Annotated in this window: 11 protein-coding genes; 5 read left to right on the top strand and 6 right to left on the bottom strand. The window is 73.5% G+C overall.

Annotation, left to right across the window (positions count from 1 at the left end; genetic code table 11):
* Positions 1-13 precede the first annotated feature (13 nt).
* The 4 genes from ACFMQL_RS30480 to ACFMQL_RS30465 form a co-directional block, all read right to left on the bottom strand.
* Positions 14-1,159, bottom strand: coding sequence for an amidohydrolase family protein (locus ACFMQL_RS30480; RefSeq protein WP_364053386.1), 1,146 nt, complete (start codon positions 1,157-1,159; stop codon positions 14-16).
* A 250-nt stretch (positions 1,160-1,409) separates the two neighbouring features.
* Positions 1,410-4,802: a phosphodiester glycosidase family protein gene (locus tag ACFMQL_RS30475; RefSeq protein WP_378788213.1), complete on the bottom strand. Its 3,393-nt coding sequence runs from the start codon at positions 4,800-4,802 to the stop codon at positions 1,410-1,412.
* Positions 4,803-4,865: 63 nt separating this feature from the next.
* Positions 4,866-7,103: a hypothetical protein gene (locus ACFMQL_RS30470; RefSeq protein WP_378788210.1), complete on the bottom strand. Its 2,238-nt coding sequence runs from the start codon at positions 7,101-7,103 to the stop codon at positions 4,866-4,868.
* A 57-nt stretch (positions 7,104-7,160) separates the two neighbouring features.
* Positions 7,161-9,758 carry a hypothetical protein gene (locus ACFMQL_RS30465; protein ID WP_378788208.1) on the bottom strand — a complete coding sequence of 866 codons (2,598 nt, stop codon included), beginning with the start codon at positions 9,756-9,758 and terminating at the stop codon, positions 7,161-7,163.
* 283 nt (positions 9,759-10,041) lie between these two features.
* Between ACFMQL_RS30465 and pulA the strand changes: the two genes are divergently transcribed.
* The 3 genes from pulA to ACFMQL_RS30450 all read left to right on the top strand — a co-directional run bounded on the left by pulA (position 10,042) and on the right by ACFMQL_RS30450 (position 14,759).
* Positions 10,042-12,711, top strand: coding sequence for a pullulanase-type alpha-1,6-glucosidase (gene pulA, locus ACFMQL_RS30460; RefSeq protein WP_378790223.1), 2,670 nt, complete (start codon positions 10,042-10,044; stop codon positions 12,709-12,711).
* A 128-nt stretch (positions 12,712-12,839) separates the two neighbouring features.
* Complete coding sequence (locus ACFMQL_RS30455) at positions 12,840-13,520, top strand: hypothetical protein (RefSeq protein WP_364053401.1); 681 nt, start codon at positions 12,840-12,842, stop codon at positions 13,518-13,520.
* A 516-nt stretch (positions 13,521-14,036) separates the two neighbouring features.
* Positions 14,037-14,759: a VIT1/CCC1 transporter family protein gene (locus ACFMQL_RS30450; protein WP_364053404.1), complete on the top strand. Its 723-nt coding sequence runs from the start codon at positions 14,037-14,039 to the stop codon at positions 14,757-14,759.
* A gap of 172 nt (positions 14,760-14,931) precedes the next feature.
* On the opposite strand, the gene ACFMQL_RS30445 is transcribed toward ACFMQL_RS30450, so the two are convergent.
* Positions 14,932-15,558, bottom strand: coding sequence for a LysE family transporter (locus tag ACFMQL_RS30445; RefSeq protein WP_364053407.1), 627 nt, complete (start codon positions 15,556-15,558; stop codon positions 14,932-14,934).
* A 483-nt stretch (positions 15,559-16,041) separates the two neighbouring features.
* On the opposite strand from ACFMQL_RS30445, the gene ACFMQL_RS30440 reads away from it, so the two are divergent.
* Positions 16,042-16,194, top strand: coding sequence for a hypothetical protein (locus ACFMQL_RS30440; RefSeq protein WP_378788205.1), 153 nt, complete (start codon positions 16,042-16,044; stop codon positions 16,192-16,194).
* A gap of 271 nt (positions 16,195-16,465) precedes the next feature.
* Positions 16,466-16,810, top strand: a complete 345-nt coding sequence (locus ACFMQL_RS30435) for a spore germination protein GerW family protein (RefSeq protein ID WP_364053413.1) — start codon at positions 16,466-16,468, stop codon at positions 16,808-16,810.
* Positions 16,811-17,198: 388 nt separating this feature from the next.
* Here ACFMQL_RS30435 and zwf read toward each other — a convergent pair whose 3' ends face one another.
* The gene (gene zwf / locus ACFMQL_RS30430) at positions 17,199-18,662 is read right to left on the bottom strand and encodes a glucose-6-phosphate dehydrogenase (protein WP_364053416.1); all 1,464 of its coding nucleotides are present in this window, start codon (positions 18,660-18,662) and stop codon (positions 17,199-17,201) included.

Raw genomic sequence — 18,662 nt, 5'->3', positions numbered from 1 at the left:
GAGATCCCGGCGATCATCCGCCGAGTCCGTAGACGCGGCGCGCGTTCTCCGCGCCGATCATGGTGGCGACGCGTACCGCCTGCGGCACCGACCACTCCTCCTCGGCCACGAACTCGCCGAGCACCCGCGCCATCCCCCGCCGCCACAGCAGCGCGCCGAGGTAGTGCAGCTCGGCCGGTCCCCACGCGTCGGACGAGTAGAGGATCTTGGCGAACGGCGCCACCTCCAGGCTCTCGGCCAGCAGCGCCGCGGCGCGCGCCCCTGCGTGGTTGACCGCCAGCCCCACGTCGAAGAAGACGGTCGGGTACGCCTGCGCCAGGTACCCCGCGTTCCGGTGGAACGGGTAGCAGTGCAGCAGCAGCAACGGCACCCCGGTCGGTTCGGCCAGCTCGATGAGGCCGCGCAGCAGCAGCGGGTCGGAGCGCCTGAGATCGACGTCGGGGTCGCCGTAGCCGATGTGGAACTGCAGCGGCAGCCCCCGGTCGATCCCGGTCCAGATGAGGTGCCTGACGAGCACGGGGTCGCGCAGCCGCCCGCCCTCCTCGAACCACCGCCCGGCCGCCTCTGCCACCTCGGTGGCTGTCGGCCGCGCCGGGTCGAAGTCGAGCCCGCACCGGTAGGCGGCGACGGTCTTGAGCCCGCGAGCCGAGCGCGTACGCTCCCACAGGGCCTCGGCGAACCGCTCAGCGAAGTCGGCCGCCGCGCACCCCGACCCGGCGAGCTGCTCGGCCACCATCTCCAGCCGCACGATCTCGTCGGCGGGTGCCCCGCTCGCCTGCGCCATCCCGGACGGCCCCAGCAGCTCCTCGGCGCGGTAGCCGGTCTCCACCAGGAAGTGGCCGACGCCGCAGGCGCCGAGCAGCAGCCTGTTGACCTCCTTCGCGCCGATCCTGGCCCGCCTGGCGAGGTACTCCTCCGGCGGGCAGAACGGTTCGAGGCCGAGCACCGGCGCGCAGTGACGCAGCACGGCGAACCCGAGCTGGGAGTCGAAGCGGGTCATCCAGTCGGGCACCGGCCGGTCGGACTCGCCGAGCAGGTCCTCGAACGCGGTGCGCGACAGGTCGTGCGAGGTGGCCCCGTGCACGTGGTGATCGACCAGCAGCAGGTCCTCAAGGGCATGGGCCAGCCCGGCGGGCACGAGTTCGAGCTCCATCGACATCGGCGGTCCTCTCGATCAGACGGCGCCAAAACGATCTCGTACCCGCTCTGCGCAGGCGGACACGCGGACACGCACGACCGCGAGCCGGGCGCGGGACGGACGGGTGGGCGGACCCCGAGGTCCGGCACAGCCCCGCCGCCGGACGCGGGCAGGCCCTGCCCGGTGTGCAGAACTCGTCGCCACCCCGCTCCCGGACGCGGGGCAGGCCCCCGGGAGCGGGTTCCCAGGGGCCTGCGGAGCGGGAAAAGGGTCAGGCGGCGGCCCTGGCGGTCAGCGCCACCTCGGCCTTCTTGGTGACGCCGTTGACGGTGACGGCGACCGTCACCTTGCCCGGCCGCAGCGCGGTGAGCGTTCCGGTGTCCGGGTCGAGGACGGCGACGTGCCGGGGCTTGGCCGACGTACGGTCGCCGATGTGCAGGTTGGGCGAGCCCGACCAGGCGACCGAGACCGGGTAGGCGGCGGGGACGGTCCGCCCCGCCTGGACGACGGACGCGCTGACGGTGGCCGGCCTGCCGACCGCGACGCTCGCCGGGGCGGTGAGCGTCAGCTCGTCCACGTGCGGGCGCACCTGCGTGCCGATCCAGGTGGGCGCGTCGGTGAACCAGTTCCGCTTGACCTGCTCGGCCTCGGCCTTGCTGACCGGGTCGACGCCCCACAGCGACCAGCCGGAGAAGCCGCCGTCGCCGGGCGCGGTGGCGGGGTTCTTGCCGGAGTTGCCGTTGATGAAGTACGGCACCGCGTCCACGTGCTCGGCGTGGAACGTCCCGACGTGCCCGCCGATGAACGCGGCCCCCTTGCCGGTCTCCCGCTGGAAGGCGGCCAGCCAGTCCTCGACGAGCGCGGCCTCCTTGCGGTCGCCGAGCTGGCTGCCCTTGCCCGGGGTGGGGTCGCGGGGCGGCACGTGGAACACCACGGCGACGGACCCGATGGAGGGGTCCTTGGCGGCCTTGTCGAGCTGGTCGCGCAGCATCGCCACCTGGTCGAAGCCGCCGCCCCTGAGCGTCAGGCGCGAGGTGTCCAGGGTGATGAAGCGGGTGCCCTTGTGGTCGAAGGTGCGGTACGTGTCGCCGAAGACGGCCTTGAAGTTGTCGATCTGGCCGCCCATCACCTCGTGGTTGCCGGGGATGTAGTGGTACGTCAGCTTCCCTTCCAGCTCCTCGTCGAGGATCTTCTTCGCCAGCGCGAAGTCCTCAGGCGACGCCTCGTCCACGAGGTCGCCGTTGATGAGCAGGAAGTCCGGCTTGGCGGCCTTGATCTCGCGGAGCGTGCGGCGCGCGTTCTTCACCAGGTCGCTGTCCGGGTCCCTGGCGACGAACTGCGCGTCCGACATGACCGCGAACCGCCACGGCATGTCCGCCACGTCCGCCTTGACCACGGGGTCGGTGATCTTGGGTGCGGGCGGCGTCTCCACCGCGGGCGGCACCTTGGCCACCAGGCCGTCGATCGTGATCTCGTTGGTGTACTGCGCGTCGGCCTTGGTCTCGGCCACGTAGAAGCGGCGCAGCTTGAGCGGGTAGTTGACGCCGGGCGGCACGGTGAACTCGACGTAGCGCCAGCCGGTCCACGTCATGTACGGCCCGCGCAGGATCTGCGACTGGCCGAGCGCGTCGTAGAACTCCAGGCTGGGCCACTCGCCCTTGCCGGTGGAGTTGATCCACAGCCCGAACGCCTGCGGCTGCCCCTCGATCACCAGGTCGCCCGGAGGGCTGGCGTAGGCGGCCCTGGTGGCGGTGGAGGTGGTGAAGTCGTACGACAGCTTCAGCCCGCCGCCGTCGTGGCCGGGCCCGGCCGACAGCGAGCCGGTGGCGCGGGCGGCGGAGAACGTCCAGCTCGCCGCGTCCTCGAAGTCGGCGACCTGCTTGTCCTCCATCCCGACGGTCACCGGCACGGCGGTGGTGAGCTTGCCGACCTTGGCGGTGATCAGCCCGGAGCCGCCGGCCTGCCGCGCCTTGACGGTGAAGTAGCCGTGCTCGGCGGCGGTGACCTCGAAGAGGTTCTTGTCGTAGCTGAGGGTGAGGTCGGCGGGCTCGATGGGCGCCGAGTTGCCGTTGCGGTCGTAGCCGACGACGCCGAACGCGGCGGTGCCGTCCTGGCCGGCGATGCCGAGGCGGTCGGCGGTGGCGCCGAGCCGCTCCAGCGGCTGGAGCACGGTCAGCTCGATGCTGCCCTGGGCCTTGCCCCGGGAGGCGGTGACCGTGGTCTGGCCGGGCACCAGGGCGTGGAACCTGCCGTCGCGTACGACGCCGTGCACGGCGGGCTTGGCGCGCCAGGACGGGGTGCCGGCGGCGGGTCCGTACGTCTCGTCGTAACCGGCGGCGGTCAGCCGCCTGGTGAGGCCGGGGAAGACGCGGTCGGGACGGCCGCCGGCGACCGGTCCGACGCCGGGCGCCTTGGCCGGGTCGGAGGCGGTCTCCACCCGGAAGCCCTTGAGCTTGCCGCTGCCCTCGGGCGCGTAGAGCGCGAGCCCGTTGGGCACGTGGCGCTCGCCGCCGTCGGACGGGCTGTTCTCGACCTGTACCTCGGCGGAGCCGGGCTCGCGGGCCAGCATCGTGGACGAGCCGCCGCCGTCGAGGTTGAGCGCGTTGGCCGCGCCCAGCTCCTTCATCATGGCGGCCAGCTCGTTCAGCGTCACGCCGCGGCTGTCGGCCTGGCGGCCGTCCACGGTGAGCAGGTACATCTTCCTGCCGTCGGCGGAGAAGCCGACCGCGGTGCGCGGGTGGGCGGCGGGGTCGCTGGAGTTCTGCACGACGCCGTCCTTGACCAGCACCCAGTTGCCGCCGACGGCCGCCTTGACCGGGCCGCCGTCGGAGGGCCTGGGCCGGTAGGTCACGTCCACCGTGTCGCCCGGCTTGAGCGCGGCCACGGCGGCGGCGCCCTTGTCGCGGCCCAGCAGGATCGTGCTGCCCGCGGGGATGGGGCCGCTGCCGGCGGCGTCGCGTACCTCGGAGACGACGCCGTTCACCAGCACGGCCTCGGCGACGGCGGTGGCGCCCTCGACGGCGCGGGCCCGCGTGTACGAGCCCCACAGCGGGGTGAACAGCCCGACGCCGTCCTTCTGGATGATCTGGTTGAACTGGGTCAGCGTGATCGGCTCGCCGCCGGATGGGGTGGCGGTGCCTTCGAAGTACATTTCGATGACCCGGCCCACGCCGTCGGCCGAGATCGCGACGGCCTTCTCGTGGCCGGCGATCGGCGACTGGATGAGCGTGCCGTTCTGCACGCCGATGCCCTGGGCCGCGCCGGAGTTGTTGATGTCGAAGAAGTCGCCGTTGACGGCGGCGACCGCGCGGCTGCGCTTGGCCGGGCCGGACAGCGGCTCGGTCTTCGACACCTCGCCGGAGAACACGTAGTCGGCCTTGGCGCTGCCGAGGTCGGCGGTGAGGGCGTCGGCGCGTAGCCAGCCGAGCTCGTCGAAGGTGTCGAACGAGGTCAGCGAGATGCCGGGCGCGACCGGCCGGGTGGTCTTAGCGGTCTCCAGCCGCCGGTTCCCGGTGGCCTTGGCGAGCAGTGTGGAGGAAGCGGGGTAGGACGACGCCTGGAGCGCGTCCTCTGCGGGAGAGACGGGATCGGCCTGCGCGGGCGTGCCGATGGCCACGGGGCCTAACACGAGCGCGGCGGCGGCCAGCAATCGGAGGGTCTGCACGACCCGAATGCAATCGCTCGTGGTTATAAGTTTCAAGACTTTGGCATGAACTAAAAGAAAATTTCAGATCTTGAGGCCGACCCGCTCCCCCACCGCGTCTTCAGGAGGCTCCTCCTGTCCGGCCACCTCCGGCAGCCGGACGCCGACGTGCAGCACGAGCGGCACCGCCAGCGCCACCACCATCGACAGCACCGCCGTGCCGGAGTCGTTGACCAGCATGCCGATGACGCCGCTGGCCAGTGCCCCGAGCAGCCCGGCCCGCAGCATCGGCGCCCACGCGAACGCCGCGGGCACCACGCCCGCGCTCACCTTGCCCGGCCGCAGCACGGCGAAGACCAGGAAGATCAGCCCGGCCAGCACGATCGGCATGAGGTTGGGCGAGAGCAGGGTGTTGAGCATCGCGCCCAGCTTGCGCCCGATCACCGGCAGGAACGTGCCGTCGAGCACCTGACCCACGAACTTGCCGAGGTGCGTCTGCGCCTCCTGCGGGCGCAGGTGGTCGAGCACGGCGATGACCGTCACCGCCACACCGCCGAGCACGCAGAACCCGGCCAGCTTCAGCAGCGACACCCTGCGTCCCGCGACCAGCAGCGCGGTCACCGCGATGCCCGGCACGAACGCGATCACGCCGCCGAAGTCGCTGCCCACGCCAGGCCAGCCGGCCAGCAGCATCGCCACCACGCCGAGCACGACCACCCCGGCCACGGCGGCGCGCCGCCGCCCGGCCCGTGCGAGGTGCTCGGCCGCCACCGCCGAGCCCATGAGCACGGAGGTGACGAGCAGCGCGAACGGGATGTTCGCCAGCCCGTAGTAGCGGCCGCCGACCACGGCGGTGTAGCCCATGAGGCTGTTGAACTGCAGCGTCGTGCCGGTCAGCAGGTCGGCGACGAGCACCCCCGCGGTGATCGCGGTGACCGCGGCGGGCGGGCCGAGCGGGTCGCGCCGCCACGGGCCGAGCAGCGCCACGGCGGCGATGACCGCCGTCACGGCCAGTACCGCGCCGATCAGCGTCGCCACCGGGTAGGGGCTGCGGTCCCATGGCAGCACGTTCACCGCGTACGTGGCGACGGGCACGCAGGCCGGGACCACCGCGGCCGTCCCGATCAGGCGCAGGTGCCGCCGCCGCGACAGCAGCAGGTACGCCGCGACGTAGAAGGCCACCTGGACCACCGCGAAGGCGGTGAAGAACCAGCCGGTCATGCCGCGCACGCTGGTGCCCGCCACGTCGGCCCTGACCAGGTCGGCGGGCGTGACAGGCTCGCCGAGCCGCCATGACACCCCGACGACGCCGGGCGGCGGCGCGATGCCGGCCGCGTTCAGGATCGTGGGCGTGATGTCGGGCAGCACCACGAGGTCGTCGCGCATGGTGGAGCCCGCCCCGATCGACGGCCCCGCCTCGCCGGCGACGGCCTCGGTGCCCGGCCGTTGCCACATCGCCACGCGCAGGTGCGGCACCGAGCCGTGGTCGCCGATGCCGGCCAGCACGATCTCGGTGTCCGGGGGCAGCCGGTCGAGCACCGCGCCCACCTCGGTGTCGGCCTGCCTGGCCAGCTCGCGGCGCTGCTCGGGCGAGATCACCTCGGGTTCGCGGGGCAGCCTGCCGTCCACCAGGTACGGCTGCACGAGCGCGGCCACGTCCGCGGCCAGCACCCGGCAGCGCGACCAGTCGGGCAGCCTGGCGGGCTCCGATGCGTACAGATCGACCCGGCCCTCCCGGTCGGCGAGCGCCACCGCCGCGCCCCTGCCGATCGCCGCCGTGCAGCCGCCCGCGGCGTGCACGGCGCTGCCCAGCGTGCCGGCGAACGCGCCGTTGGTGGTGCCGATCAGCTCGGGCAGCTCGGGCACGATCGCGCCCGGACCCGTGGAGATCGGCTCCGGCGGCAGCCCGCAGTGGCGGCCGACGGCCGAGCGCACGCCCGCCGACACGCTCAGCCAGCCGTCGTACGGGCAGGTGACGGTGCCGACGGCCTTGACCGAGAGCGAGCCGAGCGCGCTCTGCCCGGCCAGCTCCCACAGGCGCGGGGTGTCGCGCGGGTCGAGGTCGTCCCACATGAGGCCGGGCACGCCGATGAAGGCCACCCGGCCGCCCGGCGCGACCCCTCCGGTGGGCGCCGCTGCGGCCCCGGTGGGCGCGACCGCTCCGGTGGGCGCAGCCGCTCCGATGGGCGCCTCCCGCTCGTAACGCCGGGCCTGCTCACCGGACTCCACGGCGGGACCAGCCACGGTCTGCGCCGCCGCCTCCCCCGCCGGAGGCACCACCCACGACCCCGCGACCAGCACGAGTAACAGGACCCACCGCACCGTCAGCCCCCATGGCTCACCGACTCGGACCGCGGGCCACCCTACAGCGCGGGACGCTCAGACGGCGGGAGTGACGGTGATCAAGCTGTCCAGGGCCTCGTCGTACAGCGGATCCAGCCAGTACGCGGTGTGCCAGCGCGTCTCCGGCAGCGGCTCGCCGGGGCCTGGACGGCGCGGGTCCCAGCAGAACCGGTCGACGCCGTCCGGCCGCCCGCCCGCCAGGGGATCGACGCGGCGGAACGCCGGGCCGCCGATCGGGTCGCTGAGCCGGTAGAGGTTGCACCACGTCACCGCCTCGCGTACCGCCGCAAGACCCGCAGGACCGAAGTAGGCGGGGAAGTACGCGGCGTAGAGCCGGCGCAGCGGCGAGCCGTGCGTGAGCAGCCGCACGCGCGCCCGGGTCGCCGGGTCGAGCTGCAGCACCACGGCGGCGGCGATGACGCTGCCCTGGCTGTGCCCGGACAGCACGACCTGGTCGCGGTCGGTCGCGGCCAGCCTGCGCACCCTGGAGACCAGCTCGGGGACCACCCGCTCGGTGTAGCAGGGCGGCGCGAGCGGGTGGATGGCGCGCGGCCAGAACGTGCAGATGTCCCACAGCACGCCGATCGCCCTGCGCAGCCGCGAGTCGCGGTACGTACGCCGCGCCACCAGCACCAGCGCCGCCACGGCCGCCACCATGGTCCAGCTGCCCGCCGACGCGAGCATTCCGGCCACCCCGCCGCCCGGCGTGAACGGCCCGAGCCAGTGCAGCACGGCCACCACCGCGGAGCCCGCCGCGCCGACGGCGGTGAGCACGCCGAGCACCAGCCCGGCCCGGTCGGTGAGCGCGGCGAGCGCCCACGCGGCGGCGACCCGCTCGGCGTCGTCGCGCTGGTCGTAGTACGCCTTCAGCTCGGGTGCCAGCCGGGCCGCCGCCGCCTTTCGCATCAGCCACAGCACGCCCGTGAGCGCGAGAAGGCCGAACGCGAGCAGCGGCACCAGCGCGGCCGTCCACCAGGCCGAGTCGTCGATGAGCAGCGCCCGCTCCAGCGGGCCGGGCTCGGCGGCGGTGCCGGGGACGCCGAAGAACGCGGCGGTCCAGAACAGCAGGCCGAGCGCCAGCACGTTCGCACTGCCCACGGCCACCATGAGCACGAACCAGGCGGCCATGCCCATCATCGCCCGCGGCTCCCCGTCGCTCGGAGACCCCGGCTCGGAGGGGGATCGGCGGTCGGCGCGGACCAGGACGAACGTGGTGATCAGGAGGAAGGTGCCGAGTCCGACGGTGAGCGCGTACTGGAAGGCTCCGATGCCGACGCCGGGAAGCTGCCAGGCGAGCGTGCCGCCGTCGCCCGGCGGCAGGCCCGCGAGCGCGGCCCCGGCCGTGGCGAGGAACACCACCGGCGCCGCCACCCGCAGCGCCCGGCAGGCGACGTCGAGCAGGACGGGCGTACGGCGTCCCGAGTGCGGATCGACCCGGCGCGCGATGCACGGCAGCGTGACCAGCACCGCGGCGACCACCAGGACCGCCGCGTTGGCGACGGTGAGCACGAGCCCGACCGCCGTCCCGGCGAACGGCGCGGCCACCGCGACCCCGATCGAGGCCACGGCGAACGCCACGTGCACCACCCGCAGCCGCCACACCGGCGCCCCGCCGTGCCACAGCCGCGGCCGTCCCAGCAGCAGCCCGCCACCCGCCCGCTCCCCCGCGCCCGCCGCGACCCCGCCCGCCCGCGCGCCCACTCCGGCCGCGGCACTCGCCCGCCCCGCGGAAACGCCCGGACCCGACGCGACCCCACTCCCCCGCACACCCGTTCCCGCCGCGCCGCTCCCCGGTCCGGTGGAGACGCCCGTGCCTGGAGCGCCCTTCACGCGTGCGCTCGTGGCCGCGGCGCTCGTCGTGCGTGCGGCCGGGACCGCGGCCCCGCCCCCGCCCGGTGCGGCGGATGGGGGCGGGGCGTCGTCCGCCTGGGCGCGCGGGGCCGGGACGCCACCCGCAGGGGTGACGCCCGCCGCGGGCCCACCGGCCGGTACGGGCGTCGCGGGCCCGCCAGGCGGGAACGTGTTCTCGTCGCGCCGCCAGGTGCGCCGGGCGAGCCACCACAGCAGCACCACGACCAGCAGCGGCACCAGCGACGTGACCGCCAGCCGCCTGGACGGCTCGTCACCCCACATGACCGCGAGCCACCGCACCCAGGAGGGCGCGGTCTCGGCGGCGCAGGCGCGACCGGCGGCGGTGCACTGCCAGCCGATGACGTCGACGGCGGTCCTGGTGACCGCGCCGATCAGGGTGCCGGTGAGCAGCAGGGCGAACAGCCGCTGCCCCGCCTCGGTCACGTGGCGCAGCCGGCGGGCGCGGGCGGGCCTGGGCAGCATGAAGTACGCGAGGTTGGCGAGCGAGAACGGCAGCAGGAGCAGCCACAGCGCGATGGCCCGCCCGCCTGAGGTGAGGTTGCCCCAGGCGTAGGCCTCGCGGTGGCGTACGCCCGGCACGTCGGCGTGGTCTCCCGAGGGCGGACCGCCCTCCCACCAGCGGCGGTAGAAACCGGTGGTGCCGTCGCCCGCGACGAGCCTGGGGTGGGGGTGGGCGAGGATGCCGGACGGCGGCGTGCCCGAGACGCCGTGCACGCGCAGCTCGGTCACACCCTCGCAGGTCTCGTCGATGAATCCGTCCATCAACCCAGCATCTAATCACTTTAGGTAATCGGTCAAATACACAAAGTGATCGATCTGGCGCGATCGCGCGCGCTCATCCCGCGTGCCACCGGGCTTGGCGGACCTTGCAGGCATGAAGAGCGCGGAGTGCGAAAGACCAGGTCAACGTTACTTTTTTCGAAACTTCCGGCAAGCGGCCCTAAGGAGAGGTTTTCCGGACGCTTCGCTTCGCTTTCACTCAGGTGGGAACGACGACCCGCAGAGGCGTCCACACGCGAGGGGGACGTGGAGAAGCGCGGGATGCCTGTTCACCGAGGGGGCGGGGAGCCTGAGGAACATCATTCGCAGACGTGACGACGCGGAGGCGCCGCAGGAGCGGCCGGCCGGCAGGGACGGCGAGTGCCTGCGTGAGGCCCGGGCGCACTGGATCGACCGTGACACGGTGGTGTGGCCGGGCGACCCGAACTCGCAGGAGGGCGCGTTCCTGGTCTTCCACCCCGGCGACGTGCCGCTGCGGCACGGCGAGCAGGAATGCGGGTCCGGCCTGATCCGGCTGCTGCCCTGCAGGCTCACCGCGCAGCAGCGCGTACGGTGGCCGCACCTGGCCGGCCATCCCGCGTTCCAGGTGGACCCCGCGGACATCGACCTCGTCCACGAGGCGCTGCGCGGCCAGGTCGTGGCCGTGCGGCGGGACGCCGAGGGCGGGGTCGCGGCCGTGACCGGGGTGCAGATCGCGGGCGTGCTCGACGACCTGTACGCGGGCGCCGCCGACGCCGTGCTCGGCCCGTCGGGGCGGATGTTCCCGAAGCTCTCGGTGTGGGCGCCCACCGCGCGGAAGGTCGAGCTGGCCCTGTACGGCCCGGGCGGGCGCCGGGTGCACCGCATGAAGCGCGACGACGAGACCGGCGTGTGGTCGGTGCACGGGCCGCCCGCGTGGTGGGGGCTGGAGTACACGTACCTGGTGACCGTCTACTCGCCCGAGGCCGGGGCGGTGGTCACGAACGAGGTCACCGACCCCTACAGCGTGGACGTCACCGCCGACGGCCGCCGCAGCAGGCTCGTCCACCTGTCCAGGGCGGCGCTCAAGCCGCCCGGCTGGGACCGGCACGCCGCGCCGCCGCCCGTGCCGCAGCACCAGGCCGTGGTCTACGAGCTGCACGTCCGCGACTTCTCCGCCTCCGACCCGACCGTGCCGGAGGAGCTGCGCGGCACGTACGCGGCCTTCACCCTCGACTCGGCCGGGATGCGCGAGCTGCGCAGGCTGGCCGCCGACGGGGTCACGCACGTGCACCTGCTGCCCGTGTTCGACTTCGCCACCGTCCCCGAGCGCCGCGCCGACCGCACCGAGCCGCCCGCGGGCGAGCTGGCCGCGCTGCCGCCCGACTCCGAGCGGCAGCAGGAGATCATCGCCCGCACCGCCGCCGTCGACTCCTACAACTGGGGGTACGACCCGCTGCACTACACGGCGCCGGAGGGCTCGTACGCGACCGATCCGGACAACCGCGTACGGGAGTTCCGCGCGATGGTGGCCGCGCTGCACAAGGCGGGGCTGCGCGTCGTCATGGACGTCGTCTACAACCACACCTACTCGACCGCCGTGCTCGACCCCGTGGTGCCCGGCTACTACCACCGGCGCCTCGACGACGGCTCGCTCGCCACCTCCACCTGCTGCGCCAACACCGCACCCGAGCACATGATGATGGGCAAGCTCATCGTCGACTCGGTGGTCACCTGGGCCAGGCAGTACCGCGTCGACGGCTTCCGCTTCGACCTCATGGGCCACCACCCGCTGTCCAACATGCTCGCCGTACGCCGCGCCCTCGACGCGCTCACGCCCGAGACCGACGGGGTGGACGGCCGGTCGATCATCCTGTACGGCGAGGGCTGGAGCTTCGGCGAGGTGGCCGGCGACGCCCGTTTCCTGCAGGCCAGCCAGGCCCACATGGCGGGCACCGGCATCGCGACGTTCAACGACCGGCTGCGGGACGCGGTGCGCGGCGGCGCGCCCTTCGACGCCGACCCGCGCGTGCAGGGCTACGGCTCCGGCCTGGCCGGCGCGCCCAACGGCGCCCCCGTCAACGGCGGCCCCGAGCAGCAGCGGGAGCGGCTGGCCGCCTACGCCGACCTCATCAGGATCGGGCTCACCGGCGGCCTGGCCGACTACGTGCTGCCGTCCGGCCGGGCGGCCCGCGACATCTGGTACAACGGCATGCCCGCCGGGTACGCCGCCGAGCCGGGCGAGGCGGTCGCGTACGTGGACGCGCACGACAACGAGACGCTCTACGACGCGCTTGCGTACAAGCTGCCGCAGCAGACGCCGATGGCCGACCGGGTGCGCATGCAGGTGCTGGCGCTGGCCATGGCGGTGCTGGCGCAGGGCATGGTGTTCGTGCACGCGGGCAGCGAGCGGCTGCGCTCGAAGTCGCTCGACCGCAACTCCTACGACTCCGGCGACTGGTTCAACCGGCTGCTGTGGGACTGCGCGCAGGGCAACAACTTCGGCGTGGGCCTGCCTCCCCGGCGCGACAACGAGGCCCGCTGGCCGTACGCGCGGCCGCTGCTCGCCGATCCGGCGCTGCGGCCCGGCTGCGCGGAGATCCGCGCGGCCCGCGCCGGGTTCGGCGAGCTGCTGCGCATCCGGTGGTCGACGCCGGCCTTCTCGCTCGGGTCGGCGGAGGAGGTGCGGCGGCGGCTCACGTTCCCCGCCTCAGCCGACGGGGTGATCGCCATGCACGTGGACACCTCGGGCCTGGACGAGCGGTGGCGGTCGGTCACGGTGGTGTTCAACGCCACGCCGTGGACGCAGACCCAGGCCATGCCGCCGTCCGCGGGGCAGGCGAGGCCTGGTGTGCGGCTCCACCCGGTGCAGGCGAACTCGGCCGATCCCGTCGTGCGGCAGTCCTCGTACGACCCGGCCACCGGCACGCTGACGGTCCCGGCCCGCACGGTCGCCGTTTTCGTCGAGCCGGCATGAAATGCCGGTCAGTGCGGGTTGGAGTGTGACCTCACGGGGTAGAGGGAACGTTCATCGCATCACTGGCAATGAGCCGCACGACGGCGCAGACTGGATAGACGGCGATCGCGTGGAGCAGTGGAGCACCCGTGAACAATCACTTTGATCACCTCCCGGTCCTTTCCCGTGGCAGGCATCGCAACCCCAAGCGCGGCGCCTGCTTCATGGAACTCGCCTCCTACCTGGCCGGCGAGCGCTGGAGCGACCACCCGGCCTGCACGCACCCGCTGCTGGCCGCGCTCGCCCGGCTCGTCAACGACAACACCGACGACGAGAACCGCGCCAAGCTCGTCCCGCTCGTGCCGTCCATCATCGGCCTGGTCAGCGACGACCTGCGCGTGGACGCCCACATCGCGCTGCGCTGCGCCACTACTGCGCTGCCCGTGGCCGCCGCCGAACGCCAGCTCGCGCTGGCCGTGTCGGTGCTCGCGGCCGAGGAGATGCTGGCCAGGCTCGACGGCGCGCCGTCCGGGCGCATGAGCGAGCGCAGCCGGCAGGCCATGGCGGAGGTCCCGCACGCCGCCCAGCAGGCCCGCCGCTTCAGCCGCGCCGCCCGCATCACCGAGAAGGGCTTCCGCCGGTACGCCGCCCCGAACGCCGTACAGCTGGCCGTGGTCGGCATCGTGCAGGCGTGCATCCCCGACCCCGACGGGCTGCTGCGGAAGCTGCTGGAGGAGACGATCGAGGAGTGCACCGCCCTCATCCGTCCCTCCCGGCCCCAGCCCACCACCCTGATCGACCTCCCGGCCCGAACCCCGGCCCACGCCTGACCTTTCCGGGGTCGCCCGGGGCCCGGGGTCCATGCCCGCCGCCGTCATGCTCGCTGCCATCAGCCGGCCCGCAAGCACCGCAAGCCGGCCCCGGACCACGGCCGACCATTCAGCCGCAGCCTGGCCACCCCCGTCCGCACCGCGCCACTCCCGGGCTGAACCCGCGCGCTCGGCCGCCCCAGGGCGCGGCCGGCGGGGTGACATTGGTCGCACCCGCCACTTCACCCGGCCAGGCGCACCGCCTGGGAGCGCCTGCTTCTCTCCACCCCCGTCCGGCCAGGCGCGCCATGCCCGCGTGCGCAAAACCGCCGTTCAGCGGCCCCTAGGCCCCCGCTCGCCGCTGCCCGCTCACGTTCAGCCGCGCACTCCGACCCCGATCACCTTGAGAGACTTTGCGAGCGCGTAGAGCGACAATCAGCCCTAATGCCGCAGGTCAGGCAAGCCTCTCCTTCGTTGCGGATCTTGCGCCGCCTATGTCACATTCAAGGCGAGAGATCCAAAAGGGGAGGAAAAGGTATGACCATCGAGCTCGCTCGTCCCCACTCCCCCGAGGCGCACCACAGCCACCGGGACGTGACCGGTGGGTGGCTGCGGCCGGCGGTGTTCGGGGCGATGGATGGGCTCGTGTCCAACTTCGCGCTGATCGCCGGAGTGGTCGGCGCGGCGGGGGCCGGGCAGGGGGCGGTGCTCGCCGGTTTCGCGGGGCTGATCGCCGGGGCGTGCTCCATGGCGGCGGGCGAGTACACGTCCGTGAAGTCCCAGACCGAGCTGATGCGGGCGGAGATCGCGGTCGAGCGCCGCGAGCTGGCCCGCAACCCGGACGGAGAGCGGGCCGAGCTGGCGGCGCTGTACCGGTCGCGCGGGCTCGACGCCGAGCTGGCCGAACGGGTGGCCGACGGGCTGTCCGCGGACCCCGAGCAGGCGCTGCGGGTGCACGTCCGCGAAGAGCTCGGGGTGGACGTCGACGACCTGCCGTCCCCGTACGTGGCCGCCGGATCGTCGTTCTGCGCCTTCGCCACCGGAGCGCTGGTGCCGCTGGTGCCGTTCCTGTTCGGGGCGTCCGGGCTGATGGTGGCGCTGGTGGTGAGCGTGCTGGCGCTGTTCGGGTTCGGGGCCGTCGTGGCGGTGATGACGGCACGTCCGTGGTGGCTGGGCGGCCTGCGGCAGCTCGCCCTGGGCGTCGGCGCCGCCTCCGTGACCTTCGGCCTGGGCCACCTCCTAGGCGTCACCATCGCCTGACCCCGCTCTACATCAGCCGAGCCTCCTCTAGGGCAAGCGCCGGAAGGCGGCGCGGAGACGGCGGGGCAGAGATGGAGGGGCGGCGCCATAGCGGCTCAAGAGGCGAGGCGTCACGCCCGGTACAGAGGGTGAGGCGTCACCGCGGTTCAGGGGGGCGAGGCGTTAGGGCGGTTCAGGGGCGAGTGGTGGTGGCCAGCTTGAGCCCCAGGGCGACGAGCGCGATGCCGGTCAACCCGTCGATCGCGCGCCGCACGTTCGGCCGGGCGAACAACTTGCGCAGCGCTCCCACGACGTTCGCCACCACCAGGAACCACGCCACGGTCCCCACCAGCGCCACCGCCGAGAGCGCCGCCACCGGCACCCCGGCCCCGAGGAACTGCGGCACCAGCGCCACGAAGAACAGCGCGGCCTTCGGGTTGAGCACGTTCGTGAGAAAACCTTCCATGAACGCGGCCCCCGGCCCTCGCCCGCCCGCGTCCGCCACGTCCAGCTGAAGGGTGCCGCCACCGCGCCAGGCCGCGCGCAGCGACCGGATGCCGAGGTAGAGCAGGTAGGCAGCGCCGACCACCTTGACAACGGTGAACGCGGCTGCGGACGCCGCGAGCAGCGCGGCGACACCCGTGGCGGCGGCGACCACCCAGGCGAAGACGCCCAGGGCGATCCCGGCAGCGGCCGCCATGCCGTGCACGCGCCCCGAGACGGCCGAACGCCGCACGACCACGGCAAAGTCAGGGCCGGGCGACATCGCCCCGAGCATCACCACGCCGCCAAACGCCACAATCTCCGCTACCGCCGACATACCACTCACCCTACGACCCTCGCCCCGGCACCGCCCCTCGTCTCCGCACCGGCTCTCGTCTCCGCACCGGCTCTCGTCTCCGCACCGGCTCTCGTCTCTGCACCGGCCCTTATCTCCGCGCCGAACCCCGCAACACCCGCGCCGGGAAGCATCGACATCCCCCTCTGCACCCCTCAGCGTGCTCGTGGCATGGTGACGACCGCCCAAGCACCCGCCCTGGGGCTCAGGTGAAGGAGGAGCAGACGCCCCACTGCCCCACTGCATCCCACTCCGCCCCAGACGAGGGCGGAACGAGGGAGGGGAGGAAACAGCGCCTATCGCGTCGAAGCCGCCATCGAGCAGGGCGATAGGGATTGAAGTCGTGGCCAACCGCCCCGAAGGCGCGTGGGGTGGCGGACGTTGAGGCCCTGGCCGCCGTAATCGTGCGCGCTTTGGCCGTGGGCGCCGTGGCCCTGACCGCCTTGGCCGCAGGCGCCGCGACCCATGCGCGCCGCGACCGTGGGCGCCACGAGCGTGGGCAGCGTGACCGTGGGCGCCACGAGCGTGGGCAGCGTGACCGTGGGCGCCACGAGCGTGGGCGGCGTGACCGTGCGCGCCGCCGCCGTGGGCGGAATCGCCGTGGCCCAGGCGGCGTGACCGCAGGCGGCGTGACCGCAGGCGGCGTGACCGCAGGCGGCGTGACCGCAGGCGGCGTGACCGCAGGCGGCGTGACCGCAGGCGGCGTGACCGCAGGCGGCTGCGCGTTCGCGCGCCGCCGGCGCGGGGTGGGCGGCGGCGAAGTAGGCGTCTGCCGCCACTTCGGCGACGGCGCCCGATGGCTCGATCCGCCTGGCATGCGGTGTTCGACGCGCGGCGTCCCAGGTTCGACGGGGTGGCGTCCTGGGGAGACGATGGAGGGATGGACATCATGGAACTGGTCGAGAAGTCGAAAGACACCGCGACGGTGAGCCGGGTCTTCGGCGAACCGGTCCGGCACGGCGACATCGTCGTCATCCCGGTCGCCAGGGTCGCTCAGGGCGGCGGCGGGGGCCAGGGCGCAGGCAAGGGCGAGAAGGGCGAGGTCGGCGGTGGTGGCGGCGGGGGCTTCGGCTTCGGCGCCAGTCCTGCAGGCGTCTTCGTCCTGAAGGACGGTGAGGTCTCCTGGCGCCCTGCGGTCGACGTCAACCGCATCGTCATCGGCGGCCAGTTCGTCGCGGTCGTTCTGCTGCTGACCCTGCGCTCGATCCTGAAGAGGCGCCGCCGCAAGCACTGACACCCTGGCGCGTTGGCAGGGCGGCGTCTCTTCGGGCGCCGTGCTCCACTCTGGGCGCCGCGCTCCACTCCGGGCGCCGCGCTCCACTCCGGGCGCCGTGCTCTGAACGACTCCGCCGGCGCACGCACCGCCCCGCCGATGGCGCTCTACCGACGCTGTCGGCGGGCTCGGCGGCCGCCCACCGATCATGCCATGTCGACGATTCCGCACCCCGTTGCGCGACCGACCGCCAGCCCTCATGCACGGCACATCAGGGAGGGGCCCATGCACGACGGACCAGTCGGCGGCCCATCCGCGACGCGTGCGGTAGATCCTCGCCCAGCGGTTCGATCAGCCCGCGCACCGGACCCGGCGGCCCCGTGCCCGGTGCGGGGCGGGTGATCGGTCGTCAGTCGAAGCTGTTGGAGATTTCGTGCCAGCCGCCCGGGGCGATCTTCGCGGCGGCGGCCGGGCCCCAGGTGCCCGGTTCGTACGGCAGCGGCGGCTCCGTCATGTCGAGGACCGGCGCGACGATCCGCCACGCCTCCTCCACCAGGTCGAATCTGAGGAACCTGCGCGGATCGCCGCTCACCGCGTCGGCGAGGATGCGTTCGTAGGCGGCGTCCATCGGCCCGAACTCCTTGGTGAAGTCGACACTGACCGGGACCGGCCGGGTGCGCTGCTTGCCTGGCTCCTTGGCCAGCAGGTCGAAGGTCACCCCGGCGTCGGGTTGCAGCCGGAACCGGATGAGGTTGGGGCTGGCGGGCGCATGGGCGTCGTCGAACATGGTGACCGGCGGCCGGCGCAGCTCGGCGACGACCTCCAGGTCGGTCATGGGCATGGCCTTGCCGGAGCGGATGCACCAGGGCACGCCGGCCCAGCGCCAGTTGTCGATGTAGGCGCGCAGGGCGACGAAGGTCTCGGTGGTGGAGCCGGGCCGCACGCCCTCGGTGCCGAGGTAGCCGGTGTACTGGCCGCGTACGACGTCGGCCGGGTCGATGGTCTTGACCGCCCGCAGCACCCGCCACTTCTCGTCGAGCGTGGCCCGGGCGTCGGTGGACGGCGGCGGGTCCATGGCGAGCAGGGCGAGCAGCTGCAGCAGGTGGTTCTGCACGACGTCGCGTACGGTGCCGTTGGCGTCGTAGAAGGCCCCTCGGTCGCGTACGTCGAAGTCCTCGGCCATGGTGATCTGCACGCTGCGGATGTACGAGCGGTTCCAGATGGGCTCGAGCAGCATGTTGGCGAACCTGAAGACCATGAGGTCTTCGACCGGCTCCTTGCCGAGGAAGTGGTCGACCCGGCGCAGGTGGTCTTCGTCGAAGTGCCTGAGCAGCTGGTCGTTGAGCTCGCGCGCCGACTGGAGGTCGTGGCCGAACGGCTTCTCCACGACCAGCCGGGCGTCGCGGTTGAGCCCCACCCCGGCCAGCCCCTCGGCGACGGGGGCGAACAGGGCGGGCGGCACGGCGAGGTAGTGGACGAGGAAGCCCATGCCCGCCACCTCGTCGCGCAGCCGCGTGAAGGTGGCGGGGTCGCCGTAGTCGCCGGCGACGAGCCGCAGGTTGCCGGCCAGCCGGTCGAACGCCGCGTCGCGCACCCCGCCGCATGTCTCGCGGGCGCGCTCGCGCAGCCCGTCGAGGTCGAGGTCGGTCTTGGCGACGCCGACGATCGGCAGGTCGAGCCGACCGGCGGCGGTCAGCCGGTAGAGGGCCGGCAGCAGCATCTTGTGCGCGAGGTCGCCGGTGATGCCGAACAGCACCAGCGCCCCCGCACGACCAGATCCGGCCGAGGTCACCCGCGCCTGCCCGGCCTCCCCCGAGGCCGGGCCCGCCTGGCCGGTCGCCCCCGAGCCGGGGGCCGCCTGACCGGTTCCCAT

Source organism: Nonomuraea fastidiosa, from assembly GCF_042751225.1.
In the GTDB taxonomy this organism is placed as follows: domain Bacteria; phylum Actinomycetota; class Actinomycetes; order Streptosporangiales; family Streptosporangiaceae; genus Nonomuraea; species Nonomuraea fastidiosa.
This window is presented reverse-complemented; position numbering and strand designations above follow the sequence as displayed.

Bases quoted from the DNA above. Each gene is read 5' to 3' on its own strand.
- ACFMQL_RS30440 (WP_378788205.1), top strand. From the start codon at position 16,042: ATGCGCGCCGCGACCGTGGGCGCCACGAGCGTGGGCAGCGTGACCGTG.
- ACFMQL_RS30480 (WP_364053386.1), bottom strand. From the start codon at position 1,159: ATGTCGATGGAGCTCGAACTCGTGCCCGCCGGGCTGGCCCATGCCCTT.
- ACFMQL_RS30445 (WP_364053407.1), bottom strand. From the start codon at position 15,558: ATGTCGGCGGTAGCGGAGATTGTGGCGTTTGGCGGCGTGGTGATGCTC.
- zwf (WP_364053416.1), bottom strand. From the start codon at position 18,662: ATGGGAACCGGTCAGGCGGCCCCCGGCTCGGGGGCGACCGGCCAGGCG.
- ACFMQL_RS30435 (WP_364053413.1), top strand. From the start codon at position 16,466: ATGGAACTGGTCGAGAAGTCGAAAGACACCGCGACGGTGAGCCGGGTC.
- ACFMQL_RS30465 (WP_378788208.1), bottom strand. From the start codon at position 9,758: ATGGACGGATTCATCGACGAGACCTGCGAGGGTGTGACCGAGCTGCGC.
- ACFMQL_RS30450 (WP_364053404.1), top strand. From the start codon at position 14,037: ATGACCATCGAGCTCGCTCGTCCCCACTCCCCCGAGGCGCACCACAGC.